Origin of the sequence: Streptomyces fulvoviolaceus, assembly GCF_000718165.1 — a bacterium.
Taxonomy (GTDB): Bacteria; Actinomycetota; Actinomycetes; order Streptomycetales; family Streptomycetaceae; genus Streptomyces; species Streptomyces fulvoviolaceus.
Map to the genome: position 1 here is coordinate 1 of NZ_JOEY01000091.1, position 22849 is coordinate 22849.

At 68.9% G+C, this 22849-nt stretch carries 13 protein-coding genes and 4 pseudogenes; 8 read left to right on the forward strand and 9 right to left on the reverse strand.

Going from position 1 to position 22849, the window contains the following annotated elements:
• Positions 1 to 4: 4 nt before the first annotated feature.
• Positions 5 to 406 carry a nuclear transport factor 2 family protein gene (locus IG08_RS0150455; RefSeq protein ID WP_030620820.1) on the reverse strand — a complete coding sequence of 134 codons (402 nt, stop codon included), beginning with the start codon at positions 404 to 406 and terminating at the stop codon, positions 5 to 7.
• Between the two features lie 166 nt (positions 407 to 572).
• Here IG08_RS0150455 and IG08_RS0150460 point away from each other — a divergent pair, with 166 nt between their 5' ends.
• Complete coding sequence (locus IG08_RS0150460) at positions 573 to 1166, forward strand: TetR/AcrR family transcriptional regulator (RefSeq protein WP_030620823.1); 594 nt, start codon at positions 573 to 575, stop codon at positions 1164 to 1166.
• Between the two features lie 448 nt (positions 1167 to 1614).
• Positions 1615 to 3033, forward strand: a complete 1419-nt coding sequence (locus tag IG08_RS0150465; RefSeq protein WP_030620826.1) for a carboxylesterase/lipase family protein — start codon at positions 1615 to 1617, stop codon at positions 3031 to 3033.
• A gap of 369 nt (positions 3034 to 3402) precedes the next feature.
• Here IG08_RS0150465 and IG08_RS0150470 read toward each other — a convergent pair whose 3' ends face one another.
• A complete protein-coding gene (locus IG08_RS0150470; protein WP_043457398.1) occupies positions 3403 to 6246 on the reverse strand; it encodes an ATP-binding protein in 2844 nt (947 codons plus the stop codon).
• Between the two features lie 728 nt (positions 6247 to 6974).
• Here IG08_RS0150470 and IG08_RS0150475 point away from each other — a divergent pair.
• From IG08_RS0150475 to IG08_RS62900, 4 genes and pseudogenes are all read left to right on the forward strand, one after another.
• Positions 6975 to 7256 carry a hypothetical protein gene (locus tag IG08_RS0150475; RefSeq protein WP_030620832.1) on the forward strand — a complete coding sequence of 94 codons (282 nt, stop codon included), beginning with the start codon at positions 6975 to 6977 and terminating at the stop codon, positions 7254 to 7256.
• Between the two features lie 699 nt (positions 7257 to 7955).
• Positions 7956 to 8084 (forward strand): annotated as a pseudogene (locus IG08_RS0150480) (aldo/keto reductase); the annotation flags it as partial.
• A gap of 41 nt (positions 8085 to 8125) precedes the next feature.
• The gene (locus IG08_RS0150485) at positions 8126 to 11107 is read left to right on the forward strand and encodes a helix-turn-helix transcriptional regulator (RefSeq protein ID WP_030620838.1); all 2982 of its coding nucleotides are present in this window, start codon (positions 8126 to 8128) and stop codon (positions 11105 to 11107) included.
• 246 nt (positions 11108 to 11353) lie between these two features.
• Complete coding sequence (locus IG08_RS62900) at positions 11354 to 11824, forward strand: hypothetical protein (RefSeq protein ID WP_199821129.1); 471 nt, start codon at positions 11354 to 11356, stop codon at positions 11822 to 11824.
• A 285-nt stretch (positions 11825 to 12109) separates the two neighbouring features.
• Here IG08_RS62900 and IG08_RS62680 read toward each other — a convergent pair whose 3' ends face one another.
• A complete protein-coding gene (locus tag IG08_RS62680; RefSeq protein WP_158812394.1) occupies positions 12110 to 13495 on the reverse strand; it encodes a GDSL-type esterase/lipase family protein in 1386 nt (461 codons plus the stop codon).
• A gap of 555 nt (positions 13496 to 14050) precedes the next feature.
• Here IG08_RS62680 and IG08_RS55315 point away from each other — a divergent pair.
• A pseudogene (locus tag IG08_RS55315) lies at positions 14051 to 14709 on the forward strand (transposase family protein); the annotation flags it as partial.
• 70 nt (positions 14710 to 14779) lie between these two features.
• Here the strand turns inward: IG08_RS55315 and IG08_RS0150505 are convergent.
• The 5 genes and pseudogenes from IG08_RS0150505 to IG08_RS0150520 form a co-directional block, all read right to left on the reverse strand.
• Positions 14780 to 15247, reverse strand: a pseudogene (locus IG08_RS0150505) (transposase); the annotation flags it as partial.
• Between the two features lie 308 nt (positions 15248 to 15555).
• Positions 15556 to 16818 (reverse strand): hypothetical protein, encoded by a 1263-nt coding sequence (locus tag IG08_RS0150510; protein WP_158812395.1) that lies wholly within the window; start codon positions 16816 to 16818, stop codon positions 15556 to 15558.
• Between the two features lie 471 nt (positions 16819 to 17289).
• On the reverse strand, positions 17290 to 18741 hold the full coding sequence (locus IG08_RS0150515) for an amino acid permease (protein ID WP_030620854.1): 1452 nt from the start codon (positions 18739 to 18741) through the stop codon (positions 17290 to 17292).
• 157 nt (positions 18742 to 18898) lie between these two features.
• Positions 18899 to 19855, reverse strand: coding sequence for a hypothetical protein (locus IG08_RS58385; protein WP_078656099.1), 957 nt, complete (start codon positions 19853 to 19855; stop codon positions 18899 to 18901).
• A gap of 70 nt (positions 19856 to 19925) precedes the next feature.
• Positions 19926 to 21182, reverse strand: a complete 1257-nt coding sequence (locus tag IG08_RS0150520) for an AAA family ATPase (RefSeq protein ID WP_052425288.1) — start codon at positions 21180 to 21182, stop codon at positions 19926 to 19928.
• 381 nt (positions 21183 to 21563) lie between these two features.
• On the opposite strand from IG08_RS0150520, the pseudogene IG08_RS63310 reads away from it, so the two are divergent.
• Positions 21564 to 21980, forward strand: a pseudogene (locus IG08_RS63310) (pirin family protein); the annotation flags it as partial.
• A gap of 213 nt (positions 21981 to 22193) precedes the next feature.
• On the opposite strand, the gene IG08_RS0150530 reads toward IG08_RS63310, so the two are convergent.
• A partial coding sequence (locus IG08_RS0150530) for a 2'-5' RNA ligase family protein (protein ID WP_052425289.1) occupies positions 22194 to 22849 on the reverse strand: 656 nt, incomplete at its 5' end.

Here is a 22849-nt window from a genome sequence, read left to right on the forward strand (position 1 = left end):
GGATCTACCGGATTTCGGTCGCCTGGGACCACACCACCCGCCATTGGCCGTCGATGTTCTCGTAGCTGTCGGTGTGCCAGTACGTTGCGCGAGGGACCGGATGGCCGGCGAAGACCACCTCAAGCGTGGCCTGGTAGCGGATGACGGCGGCGTTCCCGTAGACGCGGACGTCGATGGCACCGGGCTCCCAAGCGACATAGTCGATGCGTCCGGTCGCGATGGCCATGAGGTAGTCGTCCCTGGACAGCACCGCGCCGACGGGTGTGACGAGTTGGAAGTCCTGCGCGTGCAGATCGGACGCTGCGGCGACATCACCCGCAACCAGCGCGCGGAGCCGGGTCCGCTCGACCACGCGGATCTGTTCCGCGACCGCGGGGATGGCCGGGACGTCGGCTGTCTGTGCCATGGGGTGTCGCTCCTGGTTCCGAGGGCGGGGATGTACTGACGGGCCCTTGCTCAGGCCGAACGGGGACCCGGCGATTGCGAGGCCGCATAGCGAGTCGATCCGTGTAGACAAGTTATCATCATTCGTCCAACTGGACTCCTTGCGTCTAAAGCGTTATCGTCTCCGTATGGCAGACGACCGGACCGGGCACATTCTCGACACCGCGCTGACCGTTTTCAGTCAATACGGGTACGCCAAGACCACCATGCAGGACGTGGCCCGCGCCGCCGGGATGTCCCGGGCCGGGCTCTACCTTCATTTCGCCAGCAAGGAAGATCTCTTCCGGGCAGGATCTCGAAGGGCCCACTCCCGGGCGCTCGGACACGTGGACGCGGCCCTCGCCGAGCGGGGCGACGTTCTGTCGCGAGTCGACGCCGCGATGGCCGCCTACTTCGAGGAACTGATGGCGCAGATCTCATCGAGCGTCCACGGCAGGGAACTGTTCGACGCCAGTCTCACCGTCACAGGGGACATCGTCAGCGAAGCCAATGCCGCCCTGGCGGCCCGGTTGGCCTCCGCGCTGGACGCGGCCGCGACAGCGGGGGAGGTGCAGTTCTCGACCGCCGACGCAACCGCCGAGGACATCGCGCTCCTTCTCCTTGCCGTCGTGGACGGACTGAAGAAGACGAGCACGGACCCAGCGGTCTGGCGCGAGCGGAGGGCCCTGTTCCTACGTCTGATGCGCGGGGCAATCGCGCCACCCGGCGGCATCGGTTCATGACCGTCACCTCGCCCGGGGACACCTCGGGCCCCGGGCGCCCCCGCACATCATCGACAGCCCCTGCCGCGCACCCCTACCCGAAGCCGGAGAGAGCCACCGTGCTCAACACATCTGACCTGTCGGACCTGCCACGCGCCGAGTTCCCGGAACCATTTCGGGGGCATTTGGCGCCCGACGCCGTCCGCCACTGCGTTCGCCTGGAAGAGGTCGCATCCGACGACTCCCGGTTCCGGCGACCCCCAGCCCTCAGCACTGCCCCCGGTGACATCCGCCTTGACAACATGCGCGGGAGCAGATCCCCGGACATCCCGGCTTCCGGTGACGGGCGGCTGGTTTGCGACGCGAAGGCTACCGGCTGTGGCCATACGGTCGTGGTAACGGTCGCAGGGCACGGGAGTGCCAACGGCTTCCGTCATCACGTATCGGCGCCCTCCGCTAGGTGGCCGCGATGAGGGTGAGCACTGGCCTGGGTTGGGTTCGGGGCCTCGACGAAGGTGGCGTCGTGGCATTCAAGGGCATGCCGTACGCGGCGGCGCCGCAGGGAGCGTTGCGGTTCCGTCCACCGGTACCGGCGACGGCGTGGGACGGGGTCCGCGACTGCCTCGGCTTCGGCTCCGCCCCGCCCCAGCTGGCACCTGCGCCAGGCGCGCCGCCGGCATGGCGGCCGGAGGCCGGGCTGGACTGCCTGACGGTGAACGTGTGGACCCCCGCCGCGGGCACGGCCGGGCTGCCGGTCATGGTGTGGATCTACGGCGGCCTGTGGAAGCACGGCTCGTCGAGCATGCCCCAGTACGACGCAGGCATGCTGGCCGCATCCGGGGTCGTCGTGGTGACCTTCAACTACCGCGTCGGTTTCGAGGGCTTCGGGCATCTGCCCGGAGTCGCGGACAACCGAGGGCTGCGCGACCAGATCGCCGCCCTGGAATGGGTGCGGGACAACATCACCGCCTTCGGCGGCGACCCCGCCAATGTGACGGTCTTCGGTCAGTCCGCCGGTGCTGCCTCGACCGCCCTGCTCACGGCCGCACCAGCCGCGCAGGGCCTGTTTCGGCGCGCGATCGCCCAGAGCATCCCCTCCGGAGTCCGCACTATCGCCGAGGCCGAGGCCGTCACCGCAAGCATTGCGTCAGCCGCCGGCGTTCCGGCGACCCGGGACGGCTTCGCCGCCCTGCCGCCCGAGGCGATCCTGGCCGTCCAGGACGCGCCACTCCGCGACCGGGACGGGTTCACCGCCTTCGCTCCCGTCATCGACGGCGACGTCGTGACCGGGCCACCATGGATGGCGCTTCAGACGGGCGCGGGCCGGGATGTGGACCTGATCTGCGGGTTCACCAACGAGGAGTACCGGGGCCAGGGCCCGCCGCCCCCGCCGGGAGTCGACCTCGCGATCGTCGCCGAAGCGCTCGGGCTCGAAAAGGAAGCGGCCATCGCCTACCGGCGGGCCTCGCCCAGCGCCAGCGACGCCGACCTGTTCACCGTGATGCTGTCCGACGCGCTCATTCGGATGCCGACCACCTGGGTCGCAGAAGCCCACGCCCGCGCGGGCGGGCGGACCTGGCTCTACGACCTCACCTGGCGCGGTCCCACGCTCGGCGCTGGCCACGGCATCGACATCTCCTTCGTCTTCGGCAACGCCACGACCCGCCAGGCCGCCCGGTTCCTCGGCTCCCCGCCGCCCGCCGACTTCGCCGACCTCTCCGAGCGCATCCGCAGAGCCTGGACGTCCTTCGCCGCCACCGGCGACCCTGGCTGGCCCCGATTCACCCCCGAACACCCCACCACCCGGATCTGGGACACACCGCCCACCGACGCCCGCTACCCGCTGGAGAGCTCCAGGCGCATCTGGCAGGACATCACACCGCGATAGCTGTTCATGCTCTGCATGCCGCTTCCTGTCGAGGGGCGCCGAGGCCATCGCCTCGCGACGCCGAAGGCGCCCTTGACGGGACTCTCCGGCTCTCATCGTGACCAAGCGGGCCGCCCTGCAGAATCACATCCCCACCCGGCGACACGAGTGAGTGACATCAGCCCTCACCAGCATCGATCATGTCGGGCGCCGCAGAACGACTTCCTGAGTCACCGCGAAACGACTCTCGCCGAAGGACACAGTCACCCAGGCAAGAGCATGGCTGCACCGGTCACCGGCTGTTGTCACCGGGGGCGAGTAGGCTGGTGACCTCGGCGATGGGCCGGTTCGGTGTCTCCGAGCGCGACGGTCGTCCGGGCACTGGTGAGGTCAGTTGGTGTCTCCAGACCCGGTTGTCTTGTCGCGCAGCTTGGTCCGGGTCTGGAGGGCGGCGAGGGCAGCCCTTGAAGTGACGCCGGTCTTGCGGTAGATGCGAGCCAGATGAGACTCGACCGTACGGGGGCTGAGGTAGAACCGTGCGGCGATGGCGGGGGTGGTCAGGCCTTCGGCGATCACGGCGGCGATCTCCCGTTCGCGAGGAGTGAGAGACGCAAACACGGCGTCGGGCCCGACGCCGGCCGCCCTCGTGCCGAGCACGGCAGGGCGGAACGCGTCCGCCAGGCCTGTCAGTTGAAGTGCACCGCCGGTCGCAGCGAGGTCCCGGGCGCGTTCCAACATGGCGCCCGCGCGCTCCGGGTGGCCGGTCGACGCGGTCAGTGGGGCGCCGAGCAGCAGGCTGAACGCCTCCCACCGGGCCGCTCCGCCACGGGACGCCAACTCCGCGGCCTCCTCGAACAGCTCAGCCGCCCTCGCCGTGTCGCCGTCAGCGCGCTCGATGTGGGCCGCGCTGCGCAGCGCCGAGGCCCGCTGTGAGGGCAAGTCCAGCTGATCCGCCTCCTTGCGGGCACGCTCCGCCCAGGTCCTGGCACCCTCCGTGTCACCCGTGGCCAGGGCAGAGCTGACGAGGATCTCCAGGAAGAGCGGGCGCATGGACGGCTGAAGCAGGTTCAGGTCGTCGCCTCCGGCCCGGAGGAGGGCAGTCTTGGCGCGCTGCGGGTCGCCGGCGTGAATCGCCACGTAGCCGAGCATGCACCAGGCGATGGACGCCCACCAATTGGTGCCGGCACCGGCCGCCGCAACCGCTTCCTCGGCTACCGCGAGCGGGGTCCGGTCGTCGTACGGAAGGGCGGGGACCAAGGTATGAGCCTTGGTGCCAAGGACGAAGGCAAGCAGCTCGTCACTGCCGATGCCGCGGGCGATGGTCTCGGCCTCGTCTGCTAATTCCACGGCCGAGTCGAGCCGGAGGGTCTGTGTATGGACATGCGCCTTGCACAGCAGCAGGTGCGGTAGGACGTAGAGTCGGCCGCCGCGCCGGGCGATGGCCAGGCCGCGGTCGGCGTGCCGTTCGGCATCGGCGTACCGCTCTAGGAACGCCTCCGCCCAGCCGAGGCGAGCCAGTGACTCGCAGAGGCTCGCGAGGTCGTGATCGGTCAGAGCGTCGACGAGCTCCGCCGCCCGGTCGGTGGCCTCCCGGGCGGCGGGCATCTCTCCTTCGTACGACTCCCCCAGCGCCGAGACCGCGAGCGCGCCGGCCTCGGCCGCGTCGTCGCCCAGGGAGCGGGCCAGGTCGAGGGCGCGGGCCACGTCGGCACGCACCTGCGGGTAGGCGGTGGCGTGCGGCGCGGACGAACCCAGCTCCAGGCCGAGTTCGACGGCGTCGGGGGACGGTGGTCCAGGCGTACGGGAGAGCTCACGGCGGAGCAGCGCGACCGCCTCGACGTAACGCCCGAGGTGACGCTCCATCACGGCACAGAGCGTCACGGCGGAAGCTCGCACGCCGGTCGCACCCGCTTCGCCCGGTGGTGACATAGCGATCACCTCGTGGAGCAGGTCCCGGCTCTCCTGCAGCCCTCCGCACACGCCCAGGGCTCGGGCGCGTCGTAGCATCAGATCGCGGCGCAGCGTGTCGTGCTGTGGCTGGTCGGGGAGGTGCCTGAGGGCGACGCCCAGCCAGTGTGCGCTGCTCGCGGGTGCGGTGGCGGCGGATCGTTCGGCCGCTTCGGTCAGTACGGCGACGGCCTGCGGGTCCCAAGCGGTCAGTGAACTCTCGACGTGGTGAGCGCGTTCGGAGGCGGGGGCTCCAGCGTGGGCCAGTCCGGCAGCGGCGAGACGGTGGAATCGGATGCGCGACTGCGGATCGGTGCTCTCGTGAACGAGCGTGCGCAACACTGGATGGCGCAACGTCCACTGCCCGCCGGGGCCTGAACGCAGCAGATCGCGGCGGGACAGCGCCTGCAGGTCCGCGTTGACCTCGGCCTCGTCCTGGCCGGTCACCACAGCCAGCAGGGCGGTGGTGCCATGGTCGCCGAGGACGGCCACCGCCTCGACTGTACGGCGCTGCGCGACGGTCAACGGCGTCAGTTCGTCGAGCAGGAGGGAGCCGAGACCGGCGGAGTGCACTGGTGAGCCGTGCCCCCGGGCCTGTCCGGTCTGTTCGGCCTGCGAGAGGGCGAGGAAGTACAGCGGATTGCCGTCGCTGGCGGCGTACAGTTCGGCGGCCCGGCCGGGCTTCAGACCGGGGGCCAGGACCTCGACGCACGCGCGCTCGGTGAGCGGTCCGAGGTCCAGCCGGTGCACCGTGCCCATGTCGATCCCCCGAGTGAGCGCGGCCGCGAGGGAGGCCGTGGTCTGACGGTCGCGGCGGGCCATGACGATCACGACCGGGGCGCGCGGGGGATGGCGGACCAGGTGGTCGAGGAGCTCCAGGGACGCGGGGTCCGCCCAGTGCAGGTCGTCCAGCGCTACGACGAGCCCAGAGCGGGGACCGGTCCGGGCGATCCGTACGAGCAGCTTCGCGACGGACCGGTACAGCCGGAACCGGTCCCCGACCCCGTCACCGGCGCCCTGATCTGTCAACTCCATGTCATGGTCGGCGAGTGCATCGCTGAACGGCTGGTAAGGGATGTGCTGTTCGTACTCGGTGGCCCGGCCACGCAGCACCGTCATCCCCCGGGTTTTCGCCCGTCGGCAGAACTCCGTCATGAGCCGGCTCTTGCCGATGCCCGCGGCCCCGGCAATGTCCACGACGGCCGAACCGTCGTCCTCACCGAGTGTCCGGTCGAGCACCGCGTCCAGACGCTCCAGCTCGGCCGTTCGGCTCACCAGCGGAGTCACATCCCCACCTCACTTCCCCACGGCCACTCAACCGTCGAGAACTTTTCATACGACAATTCAACAATCCTAGGCAAACTCTTGTGCGGCTTCCCGGATGCACCGCGTCCATCGCATCAAGAAGTGAGAGGAGGCGGAGTCGAGCCGGCACAGCCGGCATGCGCCAGGACGGGTAACCCATCAACATCACGGGCTCCAGCGGTCCTGTGACACCGCTGAGCCCCGAAGACCCGAGAGAAGTGGCCGCTTGTCAGCTGCTCGCGCCCGGGAGGATGAGGGTGACACGGGAGCGGCCCACCTCTCACATGCAAGGCAGCGACGCATCCTCCCCAGCCCGACCGTTGGGTCGGGGCCACCGGCCGCCCGCAGGCACTGCGAGTCGACGGTGCCGGCCGTCGGCTCCACGTCGAGACCGTCGGTCCGAAAGACCCGAGCCGCGCAACCGTTCGGTGGAACTCAACTGTCAGATCCTCCTCACGACGGCGGGAGGAGGAGTAGACCCAAACTTCAGGCAGGGAAGTCGGGATGTCGAGCACGGACCGACCGCGCGCAACGATCCGTCACTGAGCCCCGGTCAGGCGACGTCTTCTGGAAAGATAGCCTGCTCCCCCTACGCGTTCGCATGGCGGTTCATACCACTTTCCGGGTGGAGAATATGTCGTTCAGTCATATGTGCCAGGGCTGCCGTCGTTCCTAGCGTATCGGCCGGGAGAGTACCCAGACCCCTGGGCATGTCCCGGTACACCGGCCCGCGCGACATCGGCGACGCCGAGGACGGCTCCCCAAGAATTGTCGAGGAGCTCACCCTCCCCGCCACCGGCCGCCGCGTCGTCACCGACCTAGCCGACATCAACGTCACCCCGGACGGCATGCACCTGGTCGAGGTCGCCTCCGGCACAACGCCCCACGAGGTCCGGGCGGCAACCGTCCCTGACCTGCTCGTGCCCGACGGCGGCGGGCAGCGTGTCCGATGGCACCGTGCTGCATCAACTACCAGGCCGAAGGCCGTATGACCGCCGGGGATGCGGTGATCAGCGTGGACACCAAGACGAAGCCGTAAAGGCGTCGGAGGCGGCAGCGGCCTCGCGCAGCGTGGCGGCGGCGGCCGGGACGCTGCCCTCGATGTCGTCTCGAACACGATCCGATCGACGATCGGGCGGCGGTGACAGCCCAGCGGATGGGCAGGAGCGAACTACGGCCGCGGCGGCAACAGAGCGGAGAATTGATCCCGCAGCGGTTCGGATCAGCCATGTTGGCGGCACGGGCACAGGTCCTCCACGATCACAGAGCGTCAGCAACTCCATAATCACGGAACTTGCGCGTGCCCCACTCCTGCCTGCTGCTTCCGCCGCCAATACGCGCGACCTCTCAGTAACTACTCAACCGGTTACGCAAATTCACCGAGCGGGAGCTCTGCGGGCAACGTTGCCGGTGGGGCGGTTTAGTGTGCTGTCACGTCTGATGATCTGCGATCGACGACCAACGGGTAGAGCCCGCCATGGTGGACATGTTGTTGACTGAAAAACTCCCCACCGCCACGACGCGGGCAGCTCCTTCTCGTAGGCCGCCGCCGACGACATCGTTCTGGCCGCCGAGCAGATCGACATGGTCAAAAACCTCTCCGGCCTGCGGCGACGCAAACGACTGGCATGCGCCTGATGGAACGCTGCCCAGCCACATACCGGCTCGGGCCCGCACAGAAGGAAAATCCGCTGCGGAACATCACCCTGAACAACAGCGTCCAGATGCCGATCCCCGGGTTCGGCGTCTACGAGATCCCGCCGGAGCAGACCGAGCAGGCCGTCACCGACTCCCTCGCCGCCGGCTGCCGCGACACCGCACTTCACCGGGTTCCTCAACACGCCGGGGAATGGAGGTCTCCGTGGCCGACGGCCTGAGCCGGCGATTCCGTCCGCACGACGCCGCATCGCGCCCACGTCAGAGACAGGTGCCGCCGTTGCTGGAGCGGGACAGCGAAGTGGCCCGACTGCGCGCCGCACTCGATGCGTGCGCCGAGGGCAGGTCGACGGTCGTAGAGATCATCGGGGACCCCGGGCTGGGCAAGACCCGGTTGCTCACGGAGATCGCCTCGGTGGCTCGCGACAGTGGGCTGACCGTGCTGTCCGGTCGCGCTTCGGAGTACGAACAGGAGCGCCCGTTCGCGGTTGTCGTCGACGCGTTGCGCGGCCGTCTTGAATCACCGGGCGGCTGCGGGGAGTCCGCGCTGGACGAGGAGAACCAGGCGCTGCTGGACCTGGTGTTCGCGCATCCGGCGCGGTCGATGCCGGACTGCTCTCGCATTCTTGAGGTCGAACGGTTCCGGTTGTTCGGTGCGATCGTCCGTCTTCTGGAGAGCGTGGACGCGGGTGGCGGAGTCCTGCTGTGCCTCGACGACCTGCACTGGGCTGACGACGGCACGCTGGAACTGCTGCCCTACCTGCTCCGCAATCCGCCTGCCACACCGGTGGTGCTGGCGTGCGCGTATCGGCCGAGGCAGGCCCGGCCGAGGTTGACGGCGTGTTTTCCGCAGACGGTGGACGGCTATCGCACGGACCACCTTCGACTCGCTCCCCTCGGCCGACGGGCAGGGGATGTCATTCTCGGTGCCGGGTCGTCCCCGGAGGAACGGGACAGGCTGTACGCCGCCAGCGGCGGAAACCCCCTTTACCTGGAGGTGCTCGCACGGCTGACGGCCGGTACGGCCACGGATTCGGCCAGGGCGGGGTCGGCGGCGCGAGGCGACGGCCGGTTCGTTGACCTCCCGGCGTCCCTGCGGGCGGCTCTGGTCAGAGAACTGGCGCTGCTCGACCAGCACCAGTTCCTGGTGTTGCAAGCCGCCGCGGTGCTCGGTGACCCGTTCGATCCCGATCTGCTGGCAACGGTCGCGGACGTGGCGCCGGAACCCACCCTGGAGGCGCTGGACGTCCTTGCGGGCATGGATCTGGTCCGCCGCAGCGGACGCTCCGACCGGATGCTGCAGTTCCGGCATCCGCTGCTGCGGAGGCTGGTCTCGGAAGAGGTGCCGCCCGGCTGGTGGATGAGCGCGCACGGCAGGGCCGACCGGGCTCTGCACGAGGCGGGAGCCGGCCCGGTGGAGCGGGCACCTTACGTCGTGCGATCCGCCACGGTCGGGGACCTGGACGCGGTACGTCTGCTCAGGAAGGCCGCCGAACGCACCATGTACTCCGTGCCGGCCACGGCGGCGTCCTGGCTGCGGGCCGCTCTACGTCTGCTCAAGCCCACGGCAGACGGGCCGGGCGAGCCGAAGTTCGGTGTGCTGCTCGCGCTGGCCCGCGCCCTGGGCCTGACCGGCGACCTCGCGGGCTTCCGGGAGACCCTCACTGAGGCGCTGGACCTGCTGCCGTCGCACCAGCGCCATCGGCGGGTGGAAGTGGTGGCGCTACAGGCCCAGGTGGAGCGCATTCTCGGCGACCTCGGCGAGGCACGGGCGGTCCTGGAAACGGAGTTGGCCGCCTGGCCCGACTCCAGCGGCGTCACCAACCCGCTCCGGCTGGAGCTGGCGACCGTACGCATGACGCAGCGGGCGTACGACGAGTCGGCGGCGCATCTGGACGCTGCCCTGCACCACGCGGCCCGCAGCGGTGACCGGGGCACGCAGATTGCCGCGGCTGCCTGCCGCGCCCTGGGCGCGGCCTACAACGGGGAAACCGGCGCACTGCTGGCCCAAGCCACCGACGCGGCTTCGGCGGTGGACGCGATGGACGACGCGGGGTTGATCGCCTTCCTTGATCCGCTGAGCCAGCTCGGCTGGGCTGAGTTGCTGGCCGAGCGCTATGACGCCGCCGTCCGGCACGTCGACCGCGGCATCAAGATCGCCCGGCGCACCGGACAGAGCCATGTGATGCCCTACCTCCTGCTCAGCCACGCGTGGGGGTATCGGGCGGTCGGTCAGCTCACGGACTCGATCGGTTCGGCGGAGGCCGCCGAGGAGATGGCGTATCTGCTGGACCAGTCGGATCTGCTCGGATACGCGCTGGCACTGCGGGCGCAGGCGCTCATGGTCCGCGGCGACCCGATGACCGCGGCCCCGCTCGCCGAGCGCGCCCTGCGCACCATACGTGCCCGTGGGCGGTTGTGGGGGCTTGCCGCCTGGGTGCTGGCTGACATCCGCTTCGAGCAGGGCCGCCTGGAGGACTGCGTCACCCTGGTGCAGGCCATTGCCGACCACACCCGACACTCCGGGCCGACGCACACCATCAAAGCCGCCTGGTACCACACGGCGGCGCAGGCCGAGGCGACCCGCGGCCGGCCCCAGGCGGCGCGGGCGTGGGCGGAGCGGGCCGCGGAGGCGGCCGACGCGGTGGGACTGCGCGGCCAGCACGGCTATGCGGCCGCGGCGCAGGCGAGCGTCCCCGGTCATGACCCGGCGGCCTGTGTCGAGTTGCTGGTCCGGGCCGCCCAGGACTTCGCGTCCACGGGACAGATCCTGATCGAAGCCAGGACGCTGCTGACGCTCGCACAAGCGCAGGCTGCGACGGGGCAGTTGGACGCGGCGGCCCAGAACGTCGGCAAGGTCAAGCACACCGCTGCCGCCTACGGAGCCGGCCACCTGCACACGCTGGCGGTCAACGCGCAGCGCAGGATCGGAGCACTGCGCCCACGCGCCCGGGCCATGGCGCCCTCGGTGCTCTCGTCACGCGAGTACTCGATCGCCGAGCTGGCCAGCCAAGGAGCATCCAATCGGGACATCGCCCAGAAGATGTTCCTTTCGGTGAAGACGGTCGAGGCCCACATGACACGAATCTTCCGCAAGCTCGGCGTGGAGTCCCGGTGGGCTCTGGCCCAGTCCTTCGGCGAGCCACCTGGCCGCTCCGACCACGCTGCCCCATGGCCGACGCCATGACACCGGCCCAGAACGCACAGAGGTCGGCTCGCTGATCGCGCAGTGGGGCGACGACGCCGGCAGAGTGAACCGGGTCCGGCCGGGGCCAGCCGAAGTACTGCCCGGCCACGAAGTGCTCCCGGCCGACTCGTCCGGTTGCCGGCTTTTCCCGTCCCGGGCCCGCTCGCACGGTTGCGTTTCGCCCCCGGTGTGCGCCCCTGCCACTTCCCGTCCCACTTCTTCGCCGGGGTCACGGACGGCTCCCGCGTGACACTCACCCTCCACCACCGTCACCAGCGGCGACCGCCGGCCCACGGCCCGACCACGCGCCAGCGCGATGTCCGCGGCATCACCCGCCGCTGGCGCCCCCACCTGACCAGGCAGGCCACGGCCGCCCCGGACCCGGACTCGGTCGGCCGCGACTTCACCGCTGAGCGGCCCGGTCAGAGGTTGGTCGGCGACAGCGCGTATCTGCCGACCAACGAGGATTGCGGTACCTGGCACCAGGTGATGGTGATCGATCTGGCGACCCGCGGGGTGATCGGGTACGAGATGGCCCGACCACCACCGCGCCGAACTGGCCACCGGCGCCTTACCGCCCTGGCGGGACAGTGGGCATTCCCGCAGAGCGAAATGATGGATTTCCTGGGCGTCGCAGACGACGGAAGCACGCAAGTGCCGGCTGCGGTCAATGGCGCAGTGATGGCCTGGAAGCCACACGGCAACGGCGAGCCGTGAAGGAAGCAGCCTTCGACAGCATCTGGCGAGGCGACGACGCACTGTGATGGTCGCCCGGCCCACGCCTCCCCGCGCCGCGCCGCCCGGCTACCCGGCTCGGCGGTGCCGCCACCGATTGCGTCGAGCAGGCCGGCTCCAGCCAGGAACTCCCCCGATCGCCGCCAGCCCATGCAGGGCCCCGCCGAGCTGCCGGCGGGGCCCTGCACGCCTTGCGTTCCACCTGACCAACGGCCCGGAACTCAAGCTGAATTCGGCACGCCCGAGGGCTGTCTCACGGTGCCAGGGCTAGATAGGAAACTCAGACTCCCAAGCATCGATCGGCCCAGGAAAGACCAGACCCGAATCAACCGGCCCAGGAAGGACCGGATCCAGATCAATCGGACCCAGATCGATCGCAGAAGGATGCACCGGACCCTGATCGTCGATCGGCCCATCCCCCCCCGGACCAGAACCCGGAGCCGGATCGATCGGACCAGGATCCACTGGACCCGGATCGGCCGGACCAGGATCCACCGGATCGAGCGGCCCAGGATCCTCCGGACCCGGAGCCGGATCGATCGGACCAGGATCCACTGGACCCGGATCGGCCGGACCAGGATCCACCGGATCAAGCGGCCCAGGATCCGCCGGGTCCGGCGGGAGGGGGGTGTTGACGGCTGGGGGCTCGGTGGGGGCCGGGACAGGGTCCGGGGTGGGAGCGGGCGGGCCGACAAGGTTTTGGTAGGCCAACGCGGTGATGACGGCTTGGTTCACCGCCGGGGTCAGCGCGTTGGCGAGGCGCGCCTGTCCGATGGGGTTGGGGTGGTACGAGCCCTGCATGTTGAGGAAGTCGATGCCGTTCAGCCCTTCCTGGGCTGAGAAGAGCTCGTGTCCGGCCAGCGCCTGCGTCACCTCGGCGGCGTAAATGAAGTAGCGCCCGGTCATGTCGGCCGCCGCCTGGGTAGCCTGCTCATTCAGTTCGCTGATGGTGCTGCCGAACTGGTTGACCATCTGCGCCTCGCGAGTGCTGATCAGCATCTCACTCAACGGCGAAGAGGACCCGCTCGGAACCTCGTTCGGCATGACCGTCGGGTAACCCAGCGTGACGATGGTGGCGTTGGGGGCGACCCGTTGGGCGATATCCAGATATGTCGCGGTCTGCTGGCCGAGGTACGAGCCGTCTTGCAGCGGCGCCATGAAGCCGGGGAAGGCCTGCTCCGTCGTCGACTCCCGCGAGGTGACCACGGTCCTGGCCATGTCGCCGAAGCGCGCGTCGTTCCCGCCGATACCGACGATGACGATGTCGGCACCGTTGGCCGCGTCGATCTGCGGGGAGTGCTCGAATTCCGTACCCGGTCGTGTCGTCTCGTAGAGCGAGGCGCGGGTCGCTCCCGAGACCGGAACGAACGTCACTTCAAAGGTGACATTGGGGTTCTCAGCCTTGATCTTGTCGATGGCCCGCAGCGCCGGGGCGGATGCGGACCGGTGAGCGGGATCGATCACGTCCAGCACGGAGCCGTCCGCACCGGTCACCTGCACGGTGCTGTAGGTCCCGGCCGATGCGCCCTCCCCGCTGGTGTAGGAGTCGCCGAACACCGCGATCTTGATGTGCCCGTGCCCGTCGTTGCCGTCGGCGTGGGCGGTGCCGGCCATCGCCCCGAGCAGGGCGGATATTCCCAGCGTCTGGGTCACGAGCATCGCTGACCGTCGTGCCAGCTGGTTTCTTCGTGGCGGGCGGGCATGGCGTGGGTGACGTTTGGTCACAGACTGGACCTTTCTCGGGGGAGGTGATGTGGTGAATCCCTGGGACTCGCTCGGAAATCGGCGATCCCCCCGCGGAGCGGGAACACAGACGTTGCCAGCCGGCCGAGGCGCTTAGCATCGGGGAAGACCCTCGGCTTGCCCCATAACGTCAATTCCGCTGAGGTTGAACTGAGTTGGATGGTGTTCCGTGGCGCTGCTCGGCTGGTCGATCGTGTGGGGCTCGGGAATCTGACTCAGGTTTTCCTGTCGGAGCACGTGGATGCAGTGCTCACGAAGACAGGCTGGTGCGGTCCGAGACCTGGCTCAGCGGATGCGGGCGTGTTCGTCGATCCAGGAGGTACCGAAGGCGCGGGCGCAGGTGCCGATGGAGAGTTCGGTCCCTCGAAGTGGCCGAGGAAGGCGTCCCGTTCCTCGCTGGTGGGCGTGCGGTATTCCTCGCTAAAGCGTTGTTGCACAAGGCTCTGAGCTGGCCATCTCCCTGGTATGACCGGGGTGTTGAGCGCTGAGCGGGTGTGGGTGGATACGTTCACCGGGCTGCACGTGCTGCAGTTCGCACGTCTGCTGAAGGTGGTGCGGGAGCGAGGCGGGGACGGTACTTTGCGGGGCCGGCCCTGGTCGCTGCCGCTGGCGGAGCGGGTGTTGGTGGTGGCGGTGTACTACCGCACGAACCTGACCATGCGGCAGCTGGGCCCGCTGTTCGGTGTTTCCTCCTCCACGGTGGGCCGGATCATCCAACGAATGGGACCGCTGCTCGCGCTCGAGCCCGTCTTCCACCCGGCCGATGCCGCGGCCCGGTTGTGGATCGTGGACGGCACGCTGGTCCCGGTCCGTGACCGCAGCGTGGCGGCCTCCAGCCGTAACTACCGGTTTTCGGCGAATGTGCAGGTCATCGTGGACGCCGACACCCGGCTGGTGATCGCGGCAGCGCGGCCGGTGCCGGGCACCACCGCGGACGCGCACGCCTGGCGAGCCTCCGGACTGAGCGAGCACTGCCAGGGCGTGACAGTGCTCGGCGACGGCGCCTATCTCAACTGCGGCATGGCCGTGCCGCACCGCAACGCCCTGGACGGGCTCTACTCCCCGGTGAGGAGGAGGACAACGCCGAGCACCGCAAGGTCCGCGCGCGGGTGGTGGAACACGTCTTTAGTGCTGGGTTCGGGTCTGTCGAACGAGCGGCTCTGTCACGTAATCGGTGGTAGCGCTGCGTGGTGATCACTGGAGGAGGATGCGGTGGAGGAGCAGGGGGAACCCGGCTAGGCCGTGCATCTGCCTCATGATCCGCTTGGTTCGCGTGTTGACGCCTTCGGTGCGACCGTTGTGGTGCGGGAGGGTGAGTCCGGCGCCGACGGCGGCGCGGTCGAGTTCGAGGCCGTTCGCGAAGGAGTGCAGGTGGGGCAGGTCGGCGGCGCGGACTGTGGTGATCCAGGCGGCGAGTTTGGCGTCGTTGCCCCCCGCTGGGGTCAGTAGCTGAGCGAACTCGCCGGTGAAGCGGGCGAGTTCGCTCAGCTCGGGGCAGGCTCTGGTGAGTTCCCGTAGGAGTGCGGTGTCCTTGTCGCGCAGGTTCTCGGGGCGGGTGAGTAGGAGGCGGGCGAGGCGCTGCGGGGTGGTGACCGGCTTGTCACCGTCGGCACGGCCCTGAGTGATGTAGCGGTAGAGCAGGTTGAGGCTGCCGGTGTATCCCAGCTGCATGACCCCCATCGTCCTCCACCCGGACCCGGCTTGTCCGTCCGTTGGCGGCGTCCGTCCGCAGGAGTACTCGATGGCTCTGAAGGGGCCGCCCAGGTGCAGCCGCGGCTTGCCGTCCGGGCGGATGAGCAGGCCTTTCCCTCCAGTGCGCGACGTTTCCTCGCTCAGCCGCAGGTCGGCTTGGTCCGGGGTGAACTCCTCGATCACTTTCCAGAACAGCTTGACCAGGTTGGACACCATGTGTGCCGCGTACCCCGGCTGCGGTGGCAACGGGTCTTGTACCGGGCCGAGCGGCGGTGGTGTCAGCCGATGGGGCTGTCGAAGCCCGGGCTGAAGTAGCCGCACGCCGGAGGTGTGCCCACAGTGCTCGTCCCCTGGATCAGGGTCATCCGGAGGTGGTCGCCGCGGATGTATGTGTCGGTGTCATCCGAGGCGGCGAGGGCGGGGTTGCAGCCGATGTACTGGAACTGGTCGGTCGAGCCGGTGACCGTCAGGTTATAGCCAGGGTGCGCGAGTCCGCGGCTGTCGCGAAGGGTGACCGCCGCCGTCAGGCGGGCCCCGGCCGGGACCCGGACCTGGATCCAGTTGACCCGGTCGTCTGCGTCCGAGGTGGCCACGACCCGCCCGGTGTTCTCGTCCCTGAGGGTGAGCCGGTAGTCGGCCGGCTCCGTGCGCGTCGCCCACTGATCCGGGCGCATACCCGTGGGCGTGACCACCACGGTCAGCCACTGGCTGGCCTGTGCGACGCCCCGCACGGTTTCTGGGGACGTGAACGTGTACGTGTCCGTGCCACCGGCGGTCTCGTCGTCCTGTGGCGTCGTCGTCACCATGAACGAGGTGTCGTTGGCCTCGTCGCCGACCTTGTCGTTCAGCGACTGCGCGAATGCCTTGGTGTACTTCTCGAACAAGCTGTACGGCCGGTCCTGTCCCTCCCGGCCCCCAGCGACATACGTCCGGGTGGGCACCTCCTCGGCGCCGCACAGGTAGCTCCCGTCGGCGCCGGCGGGGCAGAGGTGGCCTCCGCGTGGACCCAGCGGCCCCAGCGGACCGACCGGTCCCAGCGGTCCCAGCGGCCCCAGCGCCGCTGAGGTCCCGCCCGTCTTGAGCTGCACACCGCACGGCGCGAAGTTGTGCGGCCCACCCGGCTGCGGCGGGAACCACTGTATGGGCCGGTTGTACGCGGCCAGCGGACCGCCGGAGCCGAGCGGACCGCTGTCACGCATCGGGCCGCCCCACGCCGTCAGCCACGAAGCGTAGTCGGACCAGTTGAACGCCGCCGGCAGATCACGCCCCAGCGGGCCCAGATCGCTCAGCGGCCCCCAGGCGCCGATCGGCCCGAAGTAGCCCACTGGGCCATCGGCGTTGTGCAGGCTCGCGCACCAGCTCCGGTCGAGCTCGACAACGAAGGGCTCCACTGAGCTGAAGTCGCCGCCGAGAGCGGCGACGCTGCTCGCGGTGACGACGGGCTCCGACTGGACAGATCCCGGGACGGGTTCGGTGGCAGCCGCCGACCCGGCCGGTGCCACCGCCAGCAGCCCGGCTCCCGCGGCCACGCTCGCCGCCACCCTCAGGCACCATAACGCCCGCCGCATGCGCGGCCGGTCCTTCCCGACAGCCCGACGGCGCCCGGACACGGTCGGGTCCCGTTCCTGTTCCACACTCACACGACGTCCCTTCACTGGACGGAAGATCTCTCGCGGGTCGCGGGGCACACGAACCGCCCCATCCGCCACGACGGATGAATAGCTCTTTGACTTGAACACATCAAATTTGCCGCAGCGAGTGATGAAGCACGGCATCATGCCGTTGTAAGCGGGCGCCCCTCCCCCACACCCCTTGGACCTTCAGGAGTACGCATCACGGCTCCATCAACATGCTGTTTGGGCAGCCGAGCCCCGAGGAACTGGCCGCGGTCATCGCGGTGCTCCACCGACAGGCGACTCCGATGTCAGCACCGGCTCGTCGGCGCTGATGGCCGGTTCGAGGAGGTCGCCCAGCGGGAGGCCAGCAAGGGCACTATGACCTCCCGCCCCGTATCAGATCAGGTCCATGGCGGCCACCTCGTCGGGATGGCCGTAGCTGACCGGGCCATCGAAGCGCCGACGGGCAGTGGCGAACCACCACACCGTGGCGATGAGCAGCACCACGCCGAGGGCGATCGGCGCGTAGTTGAACGACTTGGCAGTAATCGGCGAGGCCTGAGGCAGCATGAACAACACGCTGCTGATCACGATCCAGATGACAGCGACCCGCGCGACGGGTCTTCCGTAGCGCCCCAGATTCCACGGGCCGGGCTGGAAGGTTTCGAGTCGCAGGCGCAGGAAGATGGGCGCTCCGTAGGCGAGGTAGAGACCGACGACGTTGACGCTCACGACAGCGGCGAACACGGTGGTCGACCACAAGCCCGGAAGGACCAGCACGAGTGAACAGGTGGCGGCGAGCCACACTGCCTTGACGGGGGTGCGGGTGCGAGCGGAGACCGAGTGCCACCAGTGCGAGCCGGGCATCGCCCCGTCGCGGGAGAAGGCGAAGATCTGACGGGTGTTACTGGTCATGTTGGCGAGCCCGCAGAACAGCATCGCGCCGATCACGAGCAGCACCAGGAGTTTGGCGGTCTCCAGACCGAGCGCGTCGATGAGGATCTGCACCGGCGGGGCCGACGAACCGGCCTGCTGGGCGTAGTCGCCGATCGCGTAGACCAGAGCGAGCATCAGGATCAGTCCGCTGAGGGCGGAGTAGCCGATGGCTCGCATGATGCCCTTCGGCGCGTTGACGGTGGCCTGGACGGTCTCCTCGGTCATGTGGAAACTGCCGTCGAAGCCTGTGAAGGTCCAGCTGGTGACGAGCAGGCCGAGCACGCCGCCGTAAAAGCTGCTGGTGAAGCCGGTGTTGTTGGCGAAGTGCGTCGCGAACGAAGCGGGCTGGTGGTGCGCTGGTATCACAGCGAGGGCGGCGACGATCAGGCCCATGGTGATCACCAGCCACCACACCGAGACCCGGTTCAGCACGGCGACCAGCTGCACGGTGAAGGTGTTGGCCAGTGCCTGGACCAGGAGGATCACCGTCGTGATGAGTACGGTCCGCTCGGGCGTCACCTGGTAGCCGGGCCATTGCAGAGCGAGGTACGCCTGGATGAAGGTGGCAGCGGCGTAGCCGGTGGCGGCGGTGCCGCCCACCTGGCCGACGAAGTTCAGCCACCCCGTGTACCAGGACCAGGCCCCGCGGTGGCGCTTGGCGAGTTTGCCGGCGGAGAAGTACAGCGCGCCGCTGGTCGGGTAGGCGGAGGCGATCTCTCCCATGGAGGCGCCGACGAAAAGCACCATGATGGACACGCCGATCCAGCCGAACACAAGGATCAGCGGACCTCCGGCATTCATTCCCAAGCCGAAGGCGGAGAAGATCCCGGAGACGATGTTGATGATGGTGAAGGAGATGGCGAAGTTGTCGAACGCGCGGAAACGTCGGGTGAGTTTCCGTGGATATCCCATGGCGTGCAGAGTGGCATCGTCGTCGAGCACGGCTGGCTTTGGCCTGTGACTCCCATGCCCTCTGCGCTGGTGGATGCTGCGTGTTTTCTGATTCACGGATTGACTTTCTTGGGATCGAACAGGTGATGCGCTCCGGGAGAGGATTGCAGGCGAAGCGTCAGGTTTTTTCGGGTGTGCCCAGTCCACATAGACGTCTGGCCCTGGTCAATTGCTGCTGGGCGTGACCGAAGGTGCTCCAGGGCATGCGCGCGGCATACGGGCCCATGGCGGTGAGAACGGCACGAGCTTCGAATTCAAGATTCGCCATGAACAAGGCGTGTGCCAGATAGGAAAGGTCCAGGACCGGAGTGAACCGATAATCTGCCGTGTCGGGGAACCAGTTGTGGTAAGCATTCGCAGCGGTCGTCCGCCACGCGGGCTGTTGCCATATGTGATCTGCCAGCAGTGCCTTGGGATCATGATCCTCAACAAGTGCCACCAAGGGCAGTAGCCGAAGGGGCGACGAAACCGGTGCGCGCTGGCCCAGGAAGTGTGCGACATCCCATGTGGCAGGTTTCGAACCACCGTTGCGCTCGAAGAAGAAGGGCAGCATCCGGTGGTGCGCCTCACGATTCCACGGGTCGAGGCTCAGTATGCGAGAGAACAGGGACCATGGGCCCGGGGGCGCCAGCATCATCCCGTGGGGAGCGGGATCACGGTAATGAAGAAGTCGGGCCATGGAGAGTTGGGCCACCCATGGTGTCGGATCCTCGGGAAACTCCTCGGCCGCGCGCTCACACGCAGCCATCGCTATGCGCACCAGCGGGATCAGTCGGGGATCGTCGGTTGCGGCCATCCGCGTCACACGTAACACCGCGACTCGAGCCCACATCAACGCCGACTCGGCGTCGGCTACTTCCGCAAGCCAACGCTCCGTCAGATCGGAGTCGGCGGCTTCGGACGCCAAGACCAAAGACCGATGCGATCTCAGATCGAAATCCCATCGTGCGTCCTTCAGCGTTTCGGACGCGCTGAGATATCGTCCTGCCCTGACGTCCACGCACGCCTGCGCCAGTCGACGGTCATCAGCTGCCGGGTGCCACTTGTACTGGCCTTCGAAGACCGCAGCGGTCACGCGGGGCCTCCCGCACTGTGCCGGTGGACTACCACGCGCGACGACGTTCCGTCCTGGGCGGAGACTGCCTCTAATTGCACGACTTCCCACCGTTCGAATGCGTTGGACTGGTCATGCGGCTCAAGGTCGGCCGACGCTTCTCGCTGCGCCTGAGATAGGTGAACAGGTCGTCGTACATGCCGCCGTCATTGGCGGACATCGCCGCCTTACGGGCGCTTTCGAACCAGTGCCCGGTCGAGGGCGGTACCCGGGCCAGGGCGGCAGCCAGGTCCTCGCTGCGGATCACGCGGGGCGCGCCGGTGGCGACGGCGCCGCACAGAGCCGGCTCGGCGGCCGTGTCGCACAGGTTCGCCAGGTCGGCACCCGAGTAGCCGGCCGTGCGACGGGCCATAGCACGCAGGTGTACGCCGGCGACCGGACGGTCCCTCAGATGATGTCGAAAGATGTACTCGCGTGCCGGTCCGTCAGGGGGCGGGACGAGCACGGTACGGTCCAGCCGGCCGGGGCTGCGCAGCGCGCCGGCCACGTTCCAGGGATGGCTGGTGGCGGCCAGGACGAAAACACCCTCTTCCGCGGCCGTGTGGCCGTCGTCGAGTTCTGCGAGAAGCCGGCTGACGTGGCAGCGCTCGGCGAGCGCGTCGAGTTCGTCCAGGAAGAGGACACAGGGCGCGTTGCGGCGGGCTGCCTCGAAGACCACGCGCAGGTCGCGTCCGGACCGTCGGACGGACGTGTCGAGCGCGTCGGTCACGCTCACGTTCATGAACCGCGCGCCGAGTTCGCCCGCGACGGCACGGGCGATGAACGTCTTCCCGCAGCCCGGCGGACCGTACAGCAGCAGTCCGCCAGGCATCCGCTTCCCGTACGGCTCGCACAGCGCCGGACTGCGCAGCGGTGCCAGGAACGCGGCCTCCAGACGCTGCTTGGTCTCGATCATGCCGCCCACGTCCGCGAGCCGGACCTGCCCGGCGTCCTCGACCTCCCCCACCCCTGGGAGGCCGCCCGTGGGGGCCTGCGTCCTGCCGAGGGTGCAGGGTATGACGACGTCGGCGAGCTCGTTCTCGGCGCGCTGGCAGTCGAATTCGGGCGCCGAATCCTGGACGTGCGCCGATACCCGGGCTGGTGTCAGAGTCATGGCGCGGGCCATGAGGGCCTTCGCCTGCCCATCACCGGGGTCCCTGCGCAGGGCGACCGTGATCTCGGCGACCGCCTCGTCGACGCGGTCGTGCGCGAGTAGCAGTTCCCAGAGACGGATCCGCAGCAATGCGTCGTCCGGCGCGGCGCCGACGGCAGCGCGGAGGCTGGCAATCAGCGGTGTCTCGTGACCCATGGAAGCGGGACTCCAGATTCAGAAGATGTGCAGGCTCTCAAGCCCCGAGGCAGACCTGGCCAGCGGTTTCATGGCCCGCCGGGCGACCGCGGGGGGATAGGTACTCCCACATGCCCGTCCTCGGCAGCCAGGGCCCTTCAATCGGCGCACCCAGTCTGCTCTTTCGCGATCAACCGCAGCATTGGGGAAAACCCTGTATCGGACGCCCGACAGCCCGATTCACGGCACGCATTGCACGGCGAAACGCCGCCCCTTGCGGGAGGCACGGAGCAGGCACCATACGCACGCCGTCCCAGGGCACGTACGCATTTCCTGTGATGTGCCTGCTTAGTTGGGTCGACAAGACTCGAAGCAAGCGTCACCACGAGCGGGCCCGTCCTCATGGCTTCGCGCGCTGTTGTCGGATCTCCTGCAAGGCCGGAGTACGCTCCCGTATGGCACTCGCCGCCGCGCTGTCGCGCAGCAACCCTTAGTCACCGAGCCTCAGGAGTCCGTCGGCTCCTGGGTAGATGGCGCACGGTGCCGGTCCACAGCCATCGCGGGTGCGTCCGCCGGGAGCCTGCGTCACATCCGCGCTCCGGCTCGGTGCATGGCGGTCCACAGAGCGGTGGACGGCTCGGGCCAGTCGGTTCGCGGCAGGCACTCATTTGGGTCGGCGGCGAGCCCCAAGACCTGGACAGCACCCACCACGGCCACAACGAGGACATCGTCCGGCAGGGCACCGGCTTCGACACCCATCCGCACCGGGACATGGAGATCGTCACCTGGGTACTGGAGCGAGCTGTGATGCATCAGGACTCGGCCTCGTCCGGCATGGCCGAGCACGACGACGCCGCCATCCGCATCAGGCCTCATCGGGATCCAGCTCACCGGCGGGATCGACGGCGGCCCGGGCCTGCGGATGCGCGCCGCCGGCAACAACCGAGACCGTGCACCGCCTGGACCTCGACAACCGGGACCTGCGGATCGACCGCGCCCCGGGCCTCTCACCCGGGACGCGGACGCCGTCACTCAGCGGCCCAGTCGCCACGTCTGGACGTGATCCCAGGTCAGGGTCTGCCACCAGCGGCCCGTCCAGTCCTCGGAGTGGGTGCGGTAGAGGGTGACCGTGTCACCGGGGAAGGTGGCGGAGTAGGGGACGGGGAGGGCCCTGACGTACTCCTCGGCCTCGTCGAAGAGGTCGGGCCGGATGTACATGTCGTGCGAGAGCAGGGAGAGATGGGCTCGGAAGGTGTCCGCGCCGAAGAGGTGTTCGGCGGGGTTGGGTGCCGGTGCCTCCAAGGGGATGAGTGCCTCGTCGATGCGCGCGGCGAGGTCGACGAACGCCGTGTTCGCAGTGGTGCCGTCGGCGAGGTGGTGGACGTCGTAGACCAGGCCCACCCCCTGGTGGCGGACGCCGGCGTTGTGGACGGTGAACGCGGGTTCGCCGGTGACGGCCCGCGTCACCGCAGCGACGATCTCCTCCTCGGGGACCGGGAGGTGCCGGCTGCCGACCAGGGTCGCGTGCGGCGGGAAGGCGCCGGCCGAGACGAACCCGTACTGGGCGCGCAGCTGGCTCGCCACGGCGGTGACGGCGGCGCAGGTCACGGGGTCAGGGCGGAGGTAGACGCCGTAGCGGTAGGGGTCGCCCGCCGCCCGGGCGAAGCGCGCGTTCCTGGCCGGGACTG

Excerpts from the sequence above, each read along its gene's own strand:
- IG08_RS0150455 (WP_030620820.1), bottom strand. The coding sequence starts at position 406 with ATGGCACAGACAGCCGACGTCCCGGCCATCCCCGCGGTCGCGGAACAG.
- IG08_RS0150460 (WP_030620823.1), top strand. The coding sequence starts at position 573 with ATGGCAGACGACCGGACCGGGCACATTCTCGACACCGCGCTGACCGTT.
- IG08_RS0150465 (WP_030620826.1), top strand. The coding sequence starts at position 1,615 with ATGAGGGTGAGCACTGGCCTGGGTTGGGTTCGGGGCCTCGACGAAGGT.
- IG08_RS0150475 (WP_030620832.1), top strand. The coding sequence starts at position 6,975 with ATGTCCCGGTACACCGGCCCGCGCGACATCGGCGACGCCGAGGACGGC.
- IG08_RS0150515 (WP_030620854.1), bottom strand. The coding sequence starts at position 18,741 with ATGGGATATCCACGGAAACTCACCCGACGTTTCCGCGCGTTCGACAAC.
- IG08_RS0150520 (WP_052425288.1), bottom strand. The coding sequence starts at position 21,182 with ATGGGTCACGAGACACCGCTGATTGCCAGCCTCCGCGCTGCCGTCGGC.